This is a genomic window from Methylobacterium cerastii (genome assembly GCF_022179125.1).
GTDB lineage: Bacteria > Pseudomonadota > Alphaproteobacteria > Rhizobiales > Beijerinckiaceae > Methylobacterium > Methylobacterium cerastii.
Map to the genome: position 1 here is coordinate 1 of NZ_BPQG01000044.1, position 17,187 is coordinate 17,187.

Here is a 17,187-nt window from a genome sequence, read left to right on the forward strand (position 1 = left end):
AGGTCAAGCTGCGCGGCCGAGTCAAGGTCGAGGCGCTGTTCACCTTCGCGGCCGCCGCCTACAACCTCGTGCGCCTGCCCAAGCTGCTGGCCGAGGCTCGCGCATGAAGAGCGGCCCAGGCCGGGCCGAGACGCAGCCCGCGACCTGGAGTACCATCGAAGCTGGCGGATCGAGCCGCGTCGAGGTGGGCTGATCTCGAAAAACAGCCCTGACGATCCAAATCGAGCGCCACGCCAGACTTCTGCAGCAGTGCTGCTAGCGCCGCCGCGCCGCCTGCGTCGCGATCCGCAGCAGAGCGGAGGAGGCGTGGGCGTGGGCCAGCCCCGGATCGGAGCGGCGGCAGGCCAGGATCGCCTCCTGGAGGATCTGCACCGCCTGGCGCAGGGCGTTCGGGCTCCAGCGGGCGAGCTGGGTCTCGATGCTGCCCTTGCGCTTGAAGTGCAGGCCGCGCCAACTCGCGACCATCAGGCTCGGCGCCTTGTCGCCCTCCTCGATTCGGACGGCGAGCAGCTGCAGGGCGTGGCGCAGGCCGGAGCCGAGCATCGCCGACGGATCGAGGCCCTCGTGCCGGAAGCGGCGGACGTCGCGCTCCACCACGTCGCCCTGGCCCACGAAGGCGGCGTCGATCAGGGTGTTGAGCTGGCTGCCGGCGACATCGCTCACCACCGCCTCGACGTCGTCGAGGCCGACGCTTCCTTTGCCGGCTGCATAGAGCGCGAGCTTTTCGATCTCGGCGAGGCTCGCCCGGCGGTCGCCGCCCAAGCTCTCGGCCAGCAGCGTGCGGGCGTCGCGGTCGATGCGCAGGCCGCGGCCCTCCAGGGTGCGGTCGATCAGGTCGGCGATCGCGCGGGCGTCGTCGGCGTAGCACGGGATCGCCAGCGCCTTGGCCGACTTCTCGCACAGTGTGCGCAAGGGGGCGGCCTTGGCCAGGTCGCCGGCCTCGATCACGATGCGCGTGCCCTGGATCTCGCCCTTGAGCAGCGCCTCGACCGCGGGCGCGATCGGGCGGCTCGTCGGCCGCACCCAGATCGCGCGCTTGTCGCCGAACAGCCCGACGGTGCCGGCCTCGTCGACCAGCCGGCCGGGATCGCCGGCGAGTGCGTCGCCGTCGATCCGCACCAGCGCGAACGGGTCGCCCGGATCGGTGACGAAGCCCTCGGCGAGCTGCTTGGCGCGCTCGGCGACGAGCCCAGTATCGGGGCCGAACAGCAGGATCACGGGCGTGCGCGGGTCCGGCCCGCGCCGCAGCAGCCCCTCGATCTCACCGGCCTTGACCGCGGTCACGCGAGGTCTCCGGTGCGCCGAGGCGTCCGGGCGGAGCGCTCCGACTGAAGCGACTTCACGGCTTGGCCGAGAGCACCGAGGCGAGGCGGGTCTTGATCTGGTCGGCGAGGACCGAGGCGAGGCGGATCTCGGCGTCGCGGGCGGCGCGCAGGGAGGCGAAGCGCTGCACCGAGCGGTCGTAGGTGGCCGTCGAGGTCGCCACGCCCTCGGTGATGATCTTGGTGCCGTCGAGGTTTTCCAGGCTGTACTTGACCACGCCGACGATGGTGCCGGCCTCGGCGCGGCCCGTGGTGGTCGAGACGATCGGCGTCTGCACCGACTCGCTGCCTTGGAGCTTGAGCCGGTAGCGCTTCGGCCCGGGCTGGCCGGAGCCGTCGAGCGCGAAGATCAGCTCGCTGCGCAGGTAGTGCCCGATGCGCTCCTGGTCGCGCGCCATCGCGATGTCGTCGACCTGAATGCCGGCGAGCAGCGCCGGCAGCGATTCGCCCGACGCCGTCGGCCCGTAGAGCGGGCGGAAGCAGGCCGAGAGGTTCAGCGCCAAGCCCGCGACGCAGGCGAGCCGGGCCGCCCGCATCGCGGCGCGTGCCGCCGCGGTCCCGATCGTTGTGTCCGCCATCCGCCTCATCAGCCCGCCACCGTCCGACACCGTCTGGAGTTCTTTAGCGCGAGCGAACGGCCCGGCGCCACGACCCTACGACGGTTCCCTTACGATTCGTCTGCGGCGGGAGTTGGATAGGCCTTCGGCCCGGGATGTCGACGGCCGGAGCCGCCGACGGGTCTCGGGCCGGCATTCGTCAGGGGCGGTAGCGGGGCGCCGGCTCGGATTGTTGGAAGCCAGACGCCAGCACGCCGCGGGCGGGCTCCAGCGCCTCCCAGGCCGACAGGTCGTGGATCGCCGGGATCGTCACCTCTTCCTTGCGGTCGAACCCGACCAGGGCGGCGTCGACCAGGGCGTCGACGTCCATGACGCCGGGAATCCGGTTCACGTCGGCGCCGGCATGCTCCCACAGCTCCGTCCGGGTGGCGGCCGGCACCACGGCCTGGACGTAGACGCCCCGCGGGCCGACCTCGGCGGCCAGGCCGCGCGAGAAGGTCAGCAGGTAGGACTTGGTCGCGGAATAGATGCCGGGGAACAGGTCCGGGATGAAGGCCAGGGCCGAGGCGATGTTGACGATGGCGCCCGCGCCGCGCGCGGCCATGCCGGTGGCGGCGACCGAAGCCAGCATCGTCGGAGCCGTGACGTTGAGCCTGAGCAGGCGGTCCATCGCCGCGAGGTCGGCCCCGACGACGCCTCCGGGCAGGGTCGAGCCCGCGTTGTTCACCAGGATGTCGATCGCGGCGCCAGTCCGAAGGCGTTCGGCGACCGCCTCGAGGGCCGAGGCGTCGGTGAGGTCGGCCGTGAGCGCCGCGATGTCGGCGTCGTCGGCGACCTCCCACAGCGCCACGCCGTAGCTACCCGCCGGGTCGATCACCGGCCCTGGGCGACGATCAGGCGCTGCTCACGCAAGTCCGCCTGCCATTCGCCGTGCTGCTGGAACAGCGCCTTCTCATGCTCGGTGATGGTGGGCAGGAAGTCGTCGCGGGGCGGCACCCACTTCGTCAGGTAGGCCTTCATTGCATCTCTCCGCGTCGGGTGTTTCGAGATCGATCAGGCCATCTTCCGCAGGAAGTTGACGAACCTGCGCGAGAAGCCGGTGAAGGGCGGGTAGACCATCGAGGCGCCGGAGAAGCGCGACTGCACGAAGACCGGCTTCTCCTTGGAGAAGGTCTTGAAGCCGTACTCGCCGTGGTAGTGGCCCCTGCCGGAGGCGCCGACGCCGCCGAAGGGCAGCTTCTCCTGGAGGTAGTGGCCCATCGCGTCGTTGATGCAGACGCCGCCGGAGATCGTCTGGGCGAGCACCGTCTTCTGCTTGGCGCGGTCGTTGCCGAACCAGTAGAGCGCCAGCGGCCGGTCGCGCGCATGGATGAAGGCCGGCGCCGCCTCCAGGGTGTCGGCGGTGACGATGGGGGCAGGATCGGCCCGAAGATCTCCTCCTGCATCACCACCATCGCGGGCGTCGCGTCGAGGATCAGCGTCGGGGCGATGGTGCGTCGGTCGTCGCCCGCCGACCCGACGGTGACCACCGTCGCGCCCTTGATGCGGGCGTCCTCGATCGGGCCGCGCAGGCGGTCGGCATGGCGGTCGCTGACGATGGTGTTGTCGTCGGCGTTGCCCGCGACCGTGGGGTACTGCTTGGCGATCGCCGCCTTCATCGCCTCGACGAAACCGGCCTGGATGGCGCGCGGCATCAGGGCGTAGTCGGGCGCGATGCAAGTCTGGCCGGCGTTGAGGAACTTCGAGAACGTCAGGCGCTCGGCGGTCTTCGTCAGGTCGGCCGACGGATCGATGATCGTCGGCGACTTGCCGCCCAGCTCCAGCGTCACCGGCATCAGGTTGCGCGCGGCCGCCTCGGCGACCTTGCGGCCGACCGGCGTCGAGCCGGTGAACAGCAGGTGGTCGAAGGGGAGCGCCGAGAAGGCGCTGGCGCCCTCGGCGCCGCCCGTCACGACCGCGACCTCGTCGGCGTCGAAGTACTCGGCGACCTTGGCCTTGAGCAGGGCGCTCAGGCGGGGCGTCAGCTCGGACGGCTTGATCAGGGCGCGGTTGCCGGCGGCGAGCGCCGCGACGAAGGGGGGCGAGGGCGAGCTGGAGCGGGTAGTTCCAGGGCGCGATGATGCCGACGACGCCGAGCGGCTGGGGAATCACCTTCGCGGTGCCGGGACGCCACGCCATCTCGACGCCGACGCTGCGGGGCTTCGACCAGCGCGCGAGGCGTTTGCGCGCGTGCCGCACCGCGGCGATCTCCGGGGTGATCTCCGCCATGACCGTGACGATGTCCGGACGGGTGCCGAAGTCCGCCGAGATCGCGGCGGCGAACGCGGCGCCGTGCTGGTTCAGCATCGCCTCGACGCGGTTGAGCCGGTCGACGCGGATCGAGCGCGGCGGGTTCATGTCGAGGAGGAACGCCGCCTTCTGCGCGGCGATCAGGCGTACGGCCTCCGCTGCGGCACCGGGAGGGGTTGAATTCTGCGCTGGGTCGGTCCTTGGTGTCTTCATGTTGATGGCGCCAACATATGGAGTAAGTTGGCGGCGTCAACATGAGTGGCGGACTATTTCGGGACCGATGCGGATGGCGGAACGGCGGGGACTGGGAAAAGGCTCGGCCTATCACCACGGCGACCTGAAGACGGCACTGCGCGTCGAGGCCGAGCGCATCCTGGTCGAGCGCGGCATCGCCGAGGTCGGGTTGCGCGAGGTGGCGCGGGCGCTGGGCGTCTCGCACAACGCGCCCTACCGGCATTTCGCGAACCGGGAGGCGCTGCTGGCCGAGATCGCGGCGGGCGGATTCCAGAGGCTCGGCGCGCTCTACGAGGAGGCCATCGCCCCGGAGGATCCGACCGCGCGCGTGACCGCGATCGGTCACATGTACCTGCGCTTCGCCCTGGCGGAGCCGGCGGTGTTCCGGCTGATGATGGGCAAGGACCTCGCCAAGCCCCAGTACGTCGAGCTGAAGGCGGCGGCCGACGGGGTGTTCGCGATGGTGCGGGCCGGGGTGCTGACGGCCGGCGTGCCCGAGCCCGCCGTCGCCGAGACGCTGGCGCTGTGGTCGATGGTGCACGGGATCGCCACCCTGCTGCTCGACGACCGGATCGAGGGGCATGGCGGCCCGATCGATCCGTTCGAGGTCGTGACGACCTTCACCGCGACTTTCATGGTCGGCGTCCGCGCGAACGCGAGCCGCTCGTGACCGGTCGCCGGCGGGTTGGGCGGGCGGAGGGCGCGGGTCACGCTTCGCTCGGACGTGGCAGGGTCAGGGCCGCACCGAGACGCGAGGCGTGAACAGGTGATGGCCGCGACCCGCCTCCTCTCCGCCGACGAATTCGCCACCTGCTTTTCCGCTCCGATGCGGAACATGACGGCGACCGCGGAGGCGGTCGTCGATGTCTGGCCCTACGTCGACGCGATCGCGCTGCCGCTGGGACGCGCCACGGAGATCCTCGACGTGACCAGCGTCTACCGCGACGCGGCCGGCCGGTTCGATCAGGTGCTGATCGGGACGGATGTCGGAGACCTGTTCCTGGCCGTCGTCGTGAACCGGGCGGACCGCACCATCCACGGCCATCACCTTCTCGATCTCGCCGAGCGGTACGGCGTGCGTCGAACCTGACGCCGGCCGATCGCCGAGATGCGTTCGGCACGCGATACGATGCCGACGGCGCTCGGCGAGCGCCGTCACGGCCGTGCGATCGTCGCCATCGCTCGTCGTAGCCAGCCTCGACGCGAAGCTTGTAGGGTTGGCGCCATGACCAGGCCCCTCCTCCTTCGCCCCCTACGCAGGACGGCGAGCGACGCCGAAGCGTTCGCCCGCGCCGTCCACGACACGCAGACGGACAAGGCGGGCGATCCCTACGTCACCCACCTCGTGCGCGTCGTCGGCCGAGCCAGCGCGAAGCTCGCCGGCCTCCCCGGCATCCTTTCGAGCGAGACCGTGTGCGAGCTGCTTCAGGTCGCCTGGCTCCACGACGTGATCGAGGACACGCCCTACGACGGCGACCACCTCTTGGCCGAGGGCTTCTCCGAGCGGGTCGTGCACGGCGTCACCACGCTGTCGAACCTTGCGAAGACGCCGTATCCCGACTTCATCGCGGGCATCGTCGTGCATGCCTCGCTGCCCGCCATCCTCGTGAAGCTCTCCGACAACGAGGACAACGCCGACCCGGACCGCTTGGCCAAGCTGGACGCGGCGACCCAGGCCCGGCTCCTGGCCAAGTACGAGCCGTCGATGGCGTCGCTGCGCGCGGCCGCCCGCGCGAAGGGCTGGCAGGATCGCGGACGAGCCTGAGGCCCCGGCGTCCCGGTCACGCCATCCGCGCCAGGACGTCTTCCTTCCACAACACGCGGTGCAGCACCGACATGACGACGTGGCCGAGGACGACCGCCATGAGGACGAAGCCGAGCCAATAGTGGAACAGGTCGCCCGGGATCATCATCCAGGCGATCTTCTCGTCGCGAACCGGCATCAGCGGGATGCCGTAGGGGGAGAACCCCTTGCCTGACCCGTACTGACGCAGCAGCGAGATTCCCGGCACGATCACCATCAGTGCGTAGATCAGCGCATGGCCCGCCACCGCCGCCCGCCCGGCCTGGCCCGGATGCGGGGGGCGCCGACGCAGGTTCGCCAACCCCCAAGCCCCACGCAGCAGCACGAGAACGAACAGGGTGAAGCCCAAGGTGAAGTGGCTGCTCCCGACGAAGCGCGTCAGCGCCGTGTCGCCGATGCCGACATAGAGCAGGGCGCCTGTGAACTGCCACGCGAAGAGCGCCGCCATGAGCCAGTGGAATCCACGGCTGACGGGCCCATACCGCTCCGGTGTGTCGAGCCACCGCGCCATCTCAGATCCTTCCGACCCGTGCGTCGCCCCGGACGGTCCGGCTTCGCGAAGGCGATGCACGCATGAGACCGCATCCGCGGCTCCGCGGTCGAGGCGACGAAACGCCGTACCATCGATCACGCGCGCAGGCACGGGATGGCGTGTCGCGATGCCGACGTCTGTCGGCCTCCGAGGCCGGTAACCATTCGTTAACGATCCTGGGCCACGCATGGATCACGAGGGGATGCACGCCGTCCCCTCGTCATTGGGAAGCCCCGCTCCGGTTGCAACCGAACGGGGCTTTTCCATTTCCAGGCTCTGCCGTCGAACGACCGGTCCGAAGCCGGCTGCGATCGCGGCCAAAGCTTTCGCCCTCGTCGCCGGTTCGCGCGTCGAGGATGTCGGCCTCCACGCCATCGCTGCCGAGACCGAAAGCGCGCCCGCAGTCCCGGACCCGGATCATCGATCCGGATTGGTGAACCAGGCACGGGCACAGGCCCGGTTTGCGGCGGTCGCTCCATCGCTCCGGCAAATGCCCATGCCGGCCCATCGCGGTCATTGAAGAAGTCCGGAGGGTCTGCGGTGCGTTCGAATGAAGGAAGGATTTATGAACCGCATCAACGTTAGCGGTTTGTTATCCCCGTCGAGAGCGTTGCCCAATCCAAACACAACCAAACCCGGCCGGCTGCATTATGCATACGAACCGGCGCGAGGATGTCTGCGCCGGGGACTGAGATAGACGCCGTCGAAGTCGAGAGTGTGATGATCCACCAGCTCATTTACTATAGCCGCAACACCGTTCCGGGCGGCGACCGCGCCATGCTGACGAACCTTCGCGACATCGTCTCGGCCTCGCAACGCAACAACTGCCGTGACGGGATCACCGGCTTCCTGATCTTCGACAAGACTTGGTTCATCCAGATCCTCGAGGGGGATCGCACGCAGGTCGGCGAAACCTACAACCGGATCGCGCGGGACCCTCGGCACACCGGTGCGACCGTCGCGGATGCCCGCAACGTCTCGACGCGCTCGTTCCCGAACTGGACGATGGGCGGCGCGATGCGGACACCGGAGGTCGAGGAGGTCTACCTGCAGCACGGGGTCGGAAGCGCGATCGAGCCGGCCCGTCTCAAGAGCAGCCAGATCATCGCGTTGGCGTTCGACCTTCAGGCGTTCGACCAGGCGCGGCGTCAAGGGATGCGCCTCGCGAGCTGAAGGCGACGGGCACCCGCTCGGGGCGGCCCGCGCGCCGTCGAGGCCGGAAACCTTGCGGTGGGCCGAACAGGCATCGCGACGAACGCTGCCGGTGCGGTGGCGCCTCCGGCACCGCCGAATTCGATGGGACGTTGCGTAACGTCACGCTCGATTAAACCTGTCGTCGTATCCCACGGGACGGCACCCCCGCCCGAGCGGGGCTGCGCATGGGCTTCAGGGGACTTATGTCGGACACACAGCGCGAGGCGTTGCGCCAACAGGCGCTCGCCGAGATCGACCTCCTCGACACGCCGCCCGAGCGCGAGTTCGACGCCCTCGCCAAGCTCGCCCAACGCATGCTCGGAACCGGCATGTCCTCGATCACCCTAGTCGCCCCGGAGCGGCAGTGGTTCAAGGCGCGCTGCGGACCCCTGGCGGCCGAGACCCAGCGGGCCCAGGCGTTCTGTCCCATCGTGTTCGAGACCGAAGCGCCACTGATCGTCGCCGACACCACCCTCGACCCGCGCTTCGCGACGAGCCTGTTCGTCACGCGCGCACCGCACATCCGCTACTACGCCGGCGTCCCGGTCCGCGTCCGGCGCCCCGACGGCGAAAGGGTCACGGTCGGGACGCTCTGCGTCCTCGACGAGCAGCCCCGCGCGCCGACGCCTGCCGACCTCGACATCCTCACCGAGCTGGCCTGCGTCGCGGAAGCCCTGATCGAAGCCCGGACCCTCGCCGTCCGCGCCGCGGAGGTGGCCGATGAGCACCGGATGGCGGTCGAACGCCTGGAACGCGAGCGTCGCCAGTTCAAACGGGCCGAGCGCATGGCCGACATGGGATCGTACCGCTACGACATCGAGAAGCGGTCCCTGTCCTGGTCGGACGGCGTCTTCGCCATCCACGAGCTGCCCGTCGGCGGCGCCGAGCCGGACGGCGACGTCATGGAGGCCTTCCCCGAGCCCGATCGCACGGCGTTCAGGGCCGCGGTGATGCGCACCCTGGACACCGGCGAGCCGTTCGAGCTTGAGGCCGACCTCGTGACCGCCAAGGGAAACATCCGGCGCGTGCGATGCTCCTGCGAGATCGAGCTGGCCAAGGGCAAGCCCGCCGCCCTCATCGGCTTGATCCAGAACATCACCGAGCGGCACGGGCTGGAGACGCGGCTCCGCCACCAGGCCCGCACCGACGACCTGACGCAGCTGGCCAACAGGGCCGAGTTCCACCGCGTCCTCGATGCGCGGCTGCACGAGGCGCGGGCCGCCGACGGCGACGTCGGCGTCCTCCTGATCGATCTCGACGGCTTCAAGGGCGTGAACGACGCCCTCGGGCATGCGGCGGGCGACGCCGTGCTGCGCCGCGTCGCCGAGCGCCTGCGCAAAGCCGGCTACGAGCGGTATTTTCCGGCGCGCCTGGGTGGCGACGAATTCGCCGTCGTCGTCCCCCAGAACCTAGCTCGCACGGACCTGGACCGGATGGTGCGGCGCCTCCTGCACGACCTCGAGATCGTCGTGGATGGACAGGGCCACATCGCCCGCGTGACGGGAACGGTCGGCATCGCGTGGTCCAGCGAAGCGTCGCACGACCGCGACGCCGTCCTGCGCCACGCCGACGCGGCGCTCTACGCGGCCAAGCGCACGCGGAAGGGCACGGCGCAGACGTATCGGGTGAAGCCGGATTCGCGGCAGGTCGCCTGAGCGCGGTCCTAGTCTCGGGCCGCGCCGCGTCGGCGTCTACCAGCGGTAGATCAGGCTGGCGATGACCTAGCGCGGCTGGCCGCGGTAGCAGAAGCCCGCCTGGCAGCTCTGGTCGTTGCGGTCGAGCAGGTTGGTGACGTTGGCCTGAAATCGCATGCCCGCGATCCGCGGGTCGAGCTTGGCGAAGTCGTAGCCGGCCACGGCGTCGAACAGCGTCACGGTGGAGTTCCGGAAGGTGCCCGGCACGTCGTTGGCCGGGCTGGTTCCGGCGAAGCGCGCGCCGCCGCCGAAGATGAGGCCGAAGAGGTCGAAGCCCGGCGGGATCGCGTAGGTCGCGAACGCCTTCACCGCGTTGGCCGGGATGCCGGACAGGGCGAGCCCCACCGTGTCCGGGCTGCCGGGGCTCTTGGTGGTGCGGATGTCGACGTGGCTGTAGGCGGCGGTGACGTTGAAGCCCGGGCCGACTTGTCCACCGCCTCGATCTCGGCGCCGCGCGAGCGCACCTCGCCCACCGCCGCCTGGAAGATCAGCGGCGACACCGGGTCGGGGCGCAGCACGTTGGTCTGCCGGATGTCGAACACGGCGGTGTTCAGGAAGACGCTGGTGCCCGGCACGTTAAACTTGATGCCGCCCTCGACCTGCTCGCCCTGGGTCGGCGCGAAGGACGCGTTGTTGCGGCCGAGGCCGAGCTGCCGCGCGAACGAGGTCGCGTAGCTCACGTAGGGGACGAACTGGTCGGTTAGGAGATAGCTCGCGGCGGCGCGGCCGGTGAAGGCGTTCCGGTCGTCCTTGAAGGTGGTCGCCATCGACGGCACGTCGACGCGCGAGGCGACGGTGTCGTGGCGCCCGGTCAGCGTGAGGATCAGGCGGCCGATCCTGGCCTGGTCCTGTACGTAGGTGCCGACCTGCTCCTGGATCGTCCGCGACGCGACGACGACGGACGGCTCGGCAATGAACTGCGCCTCGTAATTCGGGCGGACTAGGCCGGCATGGGCGACCTCGAGCACGCTGCGGTTGCAGCGAATGGACCCATGCACACCAGATCTAGAACTCGAGGCCCGGGCCGTTCACCGCCTCGGACTCACGGGCGCAGAAGGCTTGGTCCGGCGCCTTGCGCTCGCCCGCGAGCACCTTGGAAAGCTCGACCCGCGCCCGTTCGAAGTCGGCGCGGAAGCCTGCGTCGCCCACCAGCGCGGCGAAGATCACCGAGCCGTTGGTGCGCCCGGCGGCGACGTCGCTCATCCAGTGCACGCCGCAGACGACGCGGCTCTCGCCGTAGGCCCGGCCGCGGGCGAGGATCGCGGTGGCCTTCTCGGGCACCAGGGCGGCCATGATCAGGGCATAGGCCCAGCCTTGCGTGGCGTGGCCGGACGGGTAGCTGAAGCTGTCGGCGAGCGCCTGGGTCCGCTGCACGCAGATCGGCGCCTCGTTGCCGACGAAGGGGCGCAGGCGCCGGTAATGCACCTTCGGCCCGCGGGTGCCGGCGGCGATGTCGAGGCGCGCGCGCTCGAACAGGGTGATCACCGCCGGCACGCGGGCCTGGTCGACGCGGGTGCCGAGCACGCAGGCGAAGGTTTCCAGGATCGCGGCCGCGCCCTCGGCCACGTCGGTGGCGGCCATCTCCCACCGTGCGGAGCCCTTCATCGCCCGCGTCGCGTTGAAGGCGGCGCGGTCGGCGGCCTCCAGGGTCGAGTGGCTGGCCGGCGGCGCCGGCAGGATCTGGACGGTGTCGGGAACGCCCGCGCCGGTCAGGTACGGCTTGTGCGCCGGCTTGTCGGGCCGCACCGGGTCGGCGGCGACGGAGGGCGCCGCCGGGGCCGGCGTCTGGGCGGTGGTCTCGGCCTGGGCCGCGGATGCGAGGAGCGCGAGGAGCGCCAGGGCAGTCGGGAAACGCGGCATCGGGTCCGTCCTCCGGGGCGGGCGAGGCCCAAGCCTTAACGCCTCGACCCTGAACGGGATACGACGGCGGCGCGACTTTTCCGGTCGGGACCCGGGCAAGTGCCGACGGGAGCGGGGAATTCGGGGGGCGGGCCGATCGACCCCCCCCCGCAGGCGGGGAGAGGCCCGCAGGCACCTCGTCGTGCCTGCGGGAACTCGTCGTGCCTGCGGGAAGCGGAGGCGAAGCCGAAGCGACGGTGAGGGGCAGGTGCCGGACGAGGCTCCTCCGTTGGCACCCCCTCACCTTCGGCTGCCGCCTCGCTTCGCCGACGACGAGGTCGGCCAAGCCCTCTCCCCGCACGCGGGGCGAGGGGATGCGCGCTGGCCGCCGGGGGCGGACACGCGCCGCTCTGACCAACGTCCGGAAAGAGGAACGATGCCCCCCCCCTCAAAACCCCGTCGGCGCTCGCAGATGCCACGCCGTCGCGCCCTGGAAGGCCTGCCCGATGCGCAACGCCATGGCCTCGTCGTAGCCGCGGCAGACGATCTGCAGGGAGAGCGGCAGGCCGTCTTGTGAGAAGCCGTTCGGCAGGCTGAGGCCGCAGAGGTCGAGCAGGTTGGCGAAGCGGGTGAAGCGGGACGGCATGTGCAATTCGTCGACCTCCGCCAGCGGCACCGCCGCGGTCTCGGTGGTCGGCGTCAGGATCGCGTCGACGCCCTCCCAGGCGAGCGCGAGGTCGCGCTTGAGGGCGTCGCGGCGCTGGAGCGTCGCGAGGTAGTCCTGGGCCGACAGGCTGCGGCCGCCGAGGATGCGCGCGCGCACCGCGTCGCCGAGCGGGGCGGCCGCGTCCTCGGCGAGCGCGCCGTTGACGAAGTAGGCCTCGGCGTTGGTGATCCCGCTCATCGCCACGAGGTCGGAAAACCGGAACGGCAGCGCCAGGTCGACGACCTCCGCGCCGAGCCCGGACAGCACGTCGAGGGCGGTGTCGTAGGCGGAAAGCATCTCGGCCGAGCAGCCCGTGCGCTCGGCCTCCGGCATCCGCGCGAGGCGCAGGCCGCGCACGCCGCGATGCAGGGTCGGGAACGGGTCGGCGGTCAGGATGCCGCGGGTCGCGGGATCGAGCGGGTCGGGTCCGGAGATCGCCGCGTAGAGCAGGGCGGCGTCGGCGACGCTGCGGGCGAGCGGGCCGGGGGTGTCGAGGGTCGCGCTGAGCGGCACGATGCCATGGGTCGAGACCCGGCCGACGGTGACCTTCAGGCCGGTCAACCCGCAGAACGCCGCCGGCAGGCGCACCGATCCGCCGGTGTCGGTGCCGATGCCCCAGGGCGCCATCCGCGCGGCCACCGCGACGCCGGTGCCGCTACTCGAGCCGCCGGGGGTGCGCGGGGTTTCGAGGTCCCACGGGTTCCACGGGGTGCCGAGGTGCTGGTTGGTGCCCCAGCCGCCATAGGCGAACTCCACCGTGTGGGTCTTGCCGAGCACGATCATCCCCTGCGCGATCAGCCGTCGGGCGATGGTGGCGGTGCAGGCGGCACGCCGCGCCCGGTGGGCGGCCGAGCCGCCCATGGTGATGCGGCCCTCGATGTCGATCAGGTCCTTCAGTGCGATCGGCACCCCATGCAGCGGGCCGACCGAATGGCCGGAGCGGATCGCCCGGTCGGCGCCCTCCGCTGCCAGCCGCGCGTCGTCGGCGAAGACCTCGGTGAAGGCTTGGAGCTTCGGCTCGCGGGCGTCGATGCGCGCGAGCATCGCCTCCACGGCCTCGACCGGCGACACCGTTTTGCCGGCAATGCGTTTGGCGAGCTCGGTCGCCGAAAGGTCGGCGAGGTCGTCGCCCGTATCCGTCATGATGCCTGACACCGTCGTCCTCTTCGTCGTCTTGCACTGCAGGAGGCGCGCGTTTCCCCGGACGGGTGGAGCGGGAGCGGAACCCGATCCGGGGTCCAGCATGATCACGTCGCGAAGCGTCCGAATGTCTCGCCGCGCCGGGTATCGAGCCGCTGACGCGGCACTTTCGTTCGCTGGATCCCGGATCACCCTCCGCTGGCGCTGCGGGCGTCCGGGACAACGGCACGGCGTCGTTCGAAATCCCTACGGCATGCTCACCAACGTCAAATCGACGAACCAACTCTGCGGCGAGACGAACCCCTTCACCTTCGGGCTCATGCCGCGGGGGTTGAGGTCGTGGACGACGTAGAGCCAGGGCGGGTCGTCCACCAGGCGCTCGTGCGCGGCCTTGGTGGCGGCCGAGATCTCGGCCGGGTCGCTCGATTCGGCGAGCGTCTTCAGGGCCTTGTCGAAGGTCGCGTCGGTCCAGTTCGGGAAGTTGAAGCCGTTCGGGGGAAAGCGGTCGGCCGCGAAATAGCGCACCATCACGCCGGCATCCGACGTCGGCGAGGATACGTTGAGGGCGTTCGAGCCCTGGAGGCTCGCCGCGTCGGGCAGCGCGCGGCTGGAATTCAGCAGGATCTGCCACTCGACCACGTTGAACGACACGTCGACGTCGCAGGCCTGCTTGAGGTTTTCCTGCATGAACTCGTTCATCGGCATCGGCGACATCTGCCCCGAGCCCGAGGCCGAGATCATGATCTTCAGCGACAAAGGCTTCTTGGCGGTGTAGCCGGCCTCGGCGAGCAGCGCCTTGCCCTTCTTCGGATCGAAGAGGTAGCGGTTCTTCGGGGTGCCGAAATCCGGGTTGCCGTCGTTGAACCAGCCGCTGGCGGCCTCCGCCGTGCCGTTGAGGAAGCTGACTACCGCGGGACGGTCGACGCAGTAGTTCAGCGCCTGGCGCACGCGCACGTCCTTGACCGGGCTGTTCGTCGCGCCGACGTTGAAGATCCACGGCCAGACATGCGGGTAGACGCCTGTGGTGACGGCAAAGCCCGCGGCCTTGAGCGACGGGATCGCATCGGGGGCCGGCACCTCGATCCAGTCGACCTGGCCCGCGCGCAACGCCGCGATCCGGGCGTTCGCCTCGGGGATCGGCATCAGGCGGATCTTGTCGACCTTCGCCATCCGGGATTTATCCCAGTAGCCGTCGTTGCGGGCGAGATCCGCCGATTCCCGCGGGGTCACCTTGGTGAGCTTGAACGGCCCGGTGCCGGCCGCCGGCACCGCCTGCACCTTGGCCCAGTCGCGGCCGGCCTTCTCGAACGATTGCGGCGAGGTGAACAGCAGGTACACCGCCATGTAGGGGAAGTACGAGGCCACCTGCGTGGTGGTGATCTGGATCGTGCGCGCGTCGAGCTTCTTGTAGCTGCCCATGATCGGCACCCGGGCGCGGGAGATGCCTGCGCCCTGCGCTTCGAATTGCGGGCTGTCGTTCTTGAAGTACCGGTCGAGGTTCCAGATCACCGCGTCGGCATCGAACGGTTCGCCGTCGTGGAAGCGCACGCCGTCGCGCAGGTGGAAGGTCCAGACCCGCTTGTCCTCGGCGGATTGCTCCCAGGCGGTGGCGAGCGCCGGCATCAGACCAGCCGGCTTGTCGGTGCGGGTCAGGTCCCACTGCACCAGCCCCTCGAAGATCGGATAGCCGAGGAAGCGCATGCCCTCGAAGCCGTTGTTGGGCATGCCGGTCGCGGTGGGCACGTCGGTCGCGGTCATCGCGATGCGCAGGACGCTCTCGGCCGACGCCGGCGGGGCGGCGAGCGCGGTGGTCAGCGTGACGGCGGCGAGCGTTCGGCCGATCATCGTGGGGCTTCTCATGCGGTGGGCGGGAAGATCCCGGCACGGGCAAGTCCCGCGCCGACGCCCGGGTGCCGACGGGACCGCATCCTCGATCGCAGGTTGCGATGCCCGTGCCGCGCGGTGTTGCGCCCAGGCCTTGCGCCGCCCTATTCCGCGGCGCCACGATGGCGCCTCCGGGCCGTGCGGCGCCGGACGGCGAGACGAGGGAAGAGCGCGTTGGCAGAGACGATGAACGGCGCCGAGAGCCTGGTCCGCACCCTGGTCGCCGGGGGCGTCGAGGTCTGCTTCACCAATCCCGGCACCTCCGAGATGCATTTCGTGGCGGCGCTCGACCGGGTCGAGGGCATGGCCTGCGTGCTGTTCCTGTTCGAGGGCGGCGCGACGGGGGCCGCCGACGGCTACGCCCGCATGGCCGACAAGCCGGCCTCGACCCTGCTCCATCTCGGCCCGGGCCTCGCCAACGGACTGGCCAACCTCCACAACGCCCGCCGCGCCCGCTCGCCGATCGTCAACATCGTCGGCGAGCACGCCACCTATCACCGCATCCACGACGCGCCGCTCACCTCCAACATCGAGGGCTTCGCCCGGCCGGTCTCGGCCTGGCTGCGCATGGGCACGACCGCGGAGGCCATCGCCGCCGACGGCGCCGACGCGATCGCCGCGGCGCGGACCGCGCCGGGACGGATCGCGACGCTGATCCTGCCGGCCGACACCGCCTGGAACCCGGGCACCGGCGTCGCCCCCGTGCCCGCCATCCCCGAGCGTGCGCGGGCCGGCGACGACGCGCTGAAGCGCGCGGTCGCGGCCTTGGCCTCGGGCGCGCCGGTGGTGCTGCACCTCTCCGACCGGGCGGTGCGCGGCGAGGGCCGCCGCATCGCCGCGCGCATCGCGGACAAGACCGGCGCGACGCTGCTGGCCATGGCCGCCAACGCCCGCATCGACCGCGGCGCCGGCACGGTGCCGATCGAGCGCCTGCCCTACCCGATCGACGCCGCGATCGAGACGCTGGCGCCCTTCCGCCACGTCATCCTCGTCGGCGCGACGCCGCCGGTCGGGTTCTTCGCCTATCCCGGCAAGCCGAGCCTGCTCAGCGCGCCCGACGCCGAGACCATCGTCCTGGCCCACCCGGAGGAGGATCAGATCGAGGCGCTGGAGCGGCTTGCCGAGGCCGTCGGCGCGTCGGCGGAGGTCGCGCCGGACCGCATGGCGCCGTCCGCCGGGCCGCGGCCGGAGCTGCCGACCTCCGGCGCGCTCGCCGACGCCGCAATCGGCCAGGTGCTCGGCGCGCTGATCCCCGAGGGTGCGATCGTCTGCGACGAATCGATCACCACCGGGCGCAACTTCTTCGGGCAGACGCACGCGGCTGCGCCCCATAGCTGGCTCCAACTCGGCGGCGGCGCGATCGGGCTGGGCATCCCGATGGCGACGGGGGCCGCGGTCGCCTGCCCCGATCGCAAGGTGATCTCCCTGCAGGCCGACGGCAGCGCGCTCTACACCGCCCAGGCGCTCTGGACCCAGGCGCGCGAACGCCTCGACGTGGTGACGCTGATCTGGTCGAACCGCTCCTACGCGATCCTGCGCCACGAGCTCACCAACGTCGGCGCCACCAACCCCGGCCCCAAGGCGATCGGCATGCTGACCCTCGACGACCCAGCGATCGACTGGGTCAGCCTCGCCAAAGGGTTTGGCGTGGAGGCCCGCCGGGTCGAGAACTTAGCCGACTTCGTAGACGTGTTCCGCGTGTCGTTGGGCTGCCGCGGGCCGTTCCTGATCGAGGTGGCTTTGTGAGGGTTTTGCAGACCGCTGTCGCACACGTCTCTCCAGCCACTGCCAGATTTCCGATGCCCGAGAGATGCGCCCGTCCCCTCTCCCCGCACGTGGGGAGAGGCCCAGCTGCACCTTGTGCAGCCGGGAAGCGGAGGCGAAGCCGAAGCGGCGGTGAGGGGGAGGTGCCGAGGAAGTCTCTTCCGTCGAAGCCCCCTCACCTTCGGCTGTCACCTCGCCGCGCCGATGACGAGGTCGTCGCGGCCCTCT

Annotated in this window: 17 protein-coding genes and 2 pseudogenes; 6 read left to right on the forward strand and 13 right to left on the reverse strand. The window is 70.6% G+C overall.

What is annotated here, in order from left to right; translation table 11 throughout:
* Positions 1–255 precede the first annotated feature (255 nt).
* The 7 genes and pseudogenes from holA to MFF13_RS26410 all read right to left on the reverse strand — a co-directional run.
* Positions 256–1,284: a DNA polymerase III subunit delta gene (gene holA, locus MFF13_RS14050; protein ID WP_238272408.1), complete on the reverse strand. Its 1,029-nt coding sequence runs from the start codon at positions 1,282–1,284 to the stop codon at positions 256–258.
* Between the two features lie 55 nt (positions 1,285–1,339).
* Entirely contained in the window at positions 1,340–1,900 is a 561-nt protein-coding gene (lptE, locus tag MFF13_RS14055) for an LPS assembly lipoprotein LptE (RefSeq protein ID WP_147762154.1), read from the reverse strand.
* Between the two features lie 178 nt (positions 1,901–2,078).
* Positions 2,079–2,756: an SDR family NAD(P)-dependent oxidoreductase gene (locus MFF13_RS14060; RefSeq protein WP_147831542.1), complete on the reverse strand. Its 678-nt coding sequence runs from the start codon at positions 2,754–2,756 to the stop codon at positions 2,079–2,081.
* Positions 2,753–2,899, reverse strand: coding sequence for a hypothetical protein (locus MFF13_RS14065; protein ID WP_187273752.1), 147 nt, complete (start codon positions 2,897–2,899; stop codon positions 2,753–2,755). Before MFF13_RS14065 ends, MFF13_RS14060 begins: the two co-directional genes overlap by 4 nt.
* A gap of 33 nt (positions 2,900–2,932) precedes the next feature.
* Positions 2,933–3,289, reverse strand: coding sequence for an aldehyde dehydrogenase family protein (locus MFF13_RS14070; RefSeq protein WP_238272436.1), 357 nt, complete (start codon positions 3,287–3,289; stop codon positions 2,933–2,935).
* 62 nt (positions 3,290–3,351) lie between these two features.
* Positions 3,352–3,921 (reverse strand): annotated as a pseudogene (locus MFF13_RS26405) (aldehyde dehydrogenase family protein); the annotation flags it as partial.
* A gap of 100 nt (positions 3,922–4,021) precedes the next feature.
* Positions 4,022–4,381: pseudogene (locus MFF13_RS26410) on the reverse strand (hypothetical protein); the annotation flags it as partial.
* Positions 4,382–4,454: 73 nt separating this feature from the next.
* Between MFF13_RS26410 and MFF13_RS14080 the strand changes: the two are divergent.
* From MFF13_RS14080 to MFF13_RS14090, 3 genes are all read left to right on the forward strand, one after another.
* On the forward strand, positions 4,455–5,072 hold the full coding sequence (locus MFF13_RS14080) for a TetR/AcrR family transcriptional regulator (RefSeq protein WP_187273751.1): 618 nt from the start codon (positions 4,455–4,457) through the stop codon (positions 5,070–5,072).
* 99 nt (positions 5,073–5,171) lie between these two features.
* A complete protein-coding gene (locus MFF13_RS14085; RefSeq protein WP_147762152.1) occupies positions 5,172–5,492 on the forward strand; it encodes a hypothetical protein in 321 nt (106 codons plus the stop codon).
* 135 nt (positions 5,493–5,627) lie between these two features.
* A complete protein-coding gene (locus MFF13_RS14090) occupies positions 5,628–6,167 on the forward strand; it encodes a metal-dependent phosphohydrolase (protein ID WP_147831538.1) in 540 nt (179 codons plus the stop codon).
* A gap of 16 nt (positions 6,168–6,183) precedes the next feature.
* On the opposite strand, the gene MFF13_RS14095 is transcribed toward MFF13_RS14090, so the two are convergent.
* Positions 6,184–6,717 carry a cytochrome b gene (locus MFF13_RS14095; RefSeq protein WP_147831536.1) on the reverse strand — a complete coding sequence of 178 codons (534 nt, stop codon included), beginning with the start codon at positions 6,715–6,717 and terminating at the stop codon, positions 6,184–6,186.
* Between the two features lie 741 nt (positions 6,718–7,458).
* On the opposite strand from MFF13_RS14095, the gene MFF13_RS14100 reads away from it, so the two are divergent.
* Entirely contained in the window at positions 7,459–7,911 is a 453-nt protein-coding gene (locus tag MFF13_RS14100) for a BLUF domain-containing protein (protein ID WP_147831534.1), read from the forward strand.
* Positions 7,912–8,135: 224 nt separating this feature from the next.
* Positions 8,136–9,587, forward strand: a complete 1,452-nt coding sequence (locus MFF13_RS14105; protein ID WP_147831532.1) for a diguanylate cyclase domain-containing protein — start codon at positions 8,136–8,138, stop codon at positions 9,585–9,587.
* A gap of 66 nt (positions 9,588–9,653) precedes the next feature.
* Here MFF13_RS14105 and MFF13_RS26570 read toward each other — a convergent pair whose 3' ends face one another.
* From MFF13_RS26570 to MFF13_RS14125, 5 genes are all read right to left on the reverse strand, one after another.
* Positions 9,654–10,007: a TonB-dependent receptor domain-containing protein gene (locus MFF13_RS26570; RefSeq protein WP_348643087.1), complete on the reverse strand. Its 354-nt coding sequence runs from the start codon at positions 10,005–10,007 to the stop codon at positions 9,654–9,656.
* Positions 9,932–10,624, reverse strand: coding sequence for a TonB-dependent receptor domain-containing protein (locus MFF13_RS14110; protein ID WP_348643086.1), 693 nt, complete (start codon positions 10,622–10,624; stop codon positions 9,932–9,934). The genes MFF13_RS26570 and MFF13_RS14110 overlap by 76 nt, the downstream gene beginning before the upstream one ends.
* 7 nt (positions 10,625–10,631) lie before the next feature.
* Positions 10,632–11,486 (reverse strand): acid phosphatase, encoded by an 855-nt coding sequence (locus tag MFF13_RS14115; RefSeq protein ID WP_147831530.1) that lies wholly within the window; start codon positions 11,484–11,486, stop codon positions 10,632–10,634.
* Between the two features lie 427 nt (positions 11,487–11,913).
* A complete protein-coding gene (locus tag MFF13_RS14120) occupies positions 11,914–13,314 on the reverse strand; it encodes an amidase (protein ID WP_147831526.1) in 1,401 nt (466 codons plus the stop codon).
* 243 nt (positions 13,315–13,557) lie between these two features.
* Positions 13,558–15,156 carry an ABC transporter substrate-binding protein gene (locus MFF13_RS14125; RefSeq protein WP_147831524.1) on the reverse strand — a complete coding sequence of 533 codons (1,599 nt, stop codon included), beginning with the start codon at positions 15,154–15,156 and terminating at the stop codon, positions 13,558–13,560.
* Positions 15,157–15,381: 225 nt separating this feature from the next.
* Here MFF13_RS14125 and MFF13_RS14130 point away from each other — a divergent pair, with 225 nt between their 5' ends.
* Complete coding sequence (locus MFF13_RS14130) at positions 15,382–16,941, forward strand: acetolactate synthase large subunit (protein WP_147831545.1); 1,560 nt, start codon at positions 15,382–15,384, stop codon at positions 16,939–16,941.
* The last annotated feature ends 246 nt before the right edge of the window (positions 16,942–17,187 follow it).

Coding starts and splice junctions, on each gene's coding strand:
- lptE (WP_147762154.1), bottom strand. CDS start 1,900: ATGGCGGACACAACGATCGGGACCGCGGCGGCACGCGCCGCGATGCGG.
- MFF13_RS14065 (WP_187273752.1), bottom strand. CDS start 2,899: ATGAAGGCCTACCTGACGAAGTGGGTGCCGCCCCGCGACGACTTCCTG.
- MFF13_RS14080 (WP_187273751.1), top strand. CDS start 4,455: ATGGCGGAACGGCGGGGACTGGGAAAAGGCTCGGCCTATCACCACGGC.
- MFF13_RS14085 (WP_147762152.1), top strand. CDS start 5,172: ATGGCCGCGACCCGCCTCCTCTCCGCCGACGAATTCGCCACCTGCTTT.
- MFF13_RS14090 (WP_147831538.1), top strand. CDS start 5,628: ATGACCAGGCCCCTCCTCCTTCGCCCCCTACGCAGGACGGCGAGCGAC.
- MFF13_RS14095 (WP_147831536.1), bottom strand. CDS start 6,717: ATGGCGCGGTGGCTCGACACACCGGAGCGGTATGGGCCCGTCAGCCGT.
- MFF13_RS14100 (WP_147831534.1), top strand. CDS start 7,459: ATGATCCACCAGCTCATTTACTATAGCCGCAACACCGTTCCGGGCGGC.
- MFF13_RS14105 (WP_147831532.1), top strand. CDS start 8,136: ATGTCGGACACACAGCGCGAGGCGTTGCGCCAACAGGCGCTCGCCGAG.
- MFF13_RS14115 (WP_147831530.1), bottom strand. CDS start 11,486: ATGCCGCGTTTCCCGACTGCCCTGGCGCTCCTCGCGCTCCTCGCATCC.
- MFF13_RS14120 (WP_147831526.1), bottom strand. CDS start 13,314: ATGACGGATACGGGCGACGACCTCGCCGACCTTTCGGCGACCGAGCTC.
- MFF13_RS14125 (WP_147831524.1), bottom strand. CDS start 15,156: ATGATCGGCCGAACGCTCGCCGCCGTCACGCTGACCACCGCGCTCGCC.
- MFF13_RS14130 (WP_147831545.1), top strand. CDS start 15,382: ATGAACGGCGCCGAGAGCCTGGTCCGCACCCTGGTCGCCGGGGGCGTC.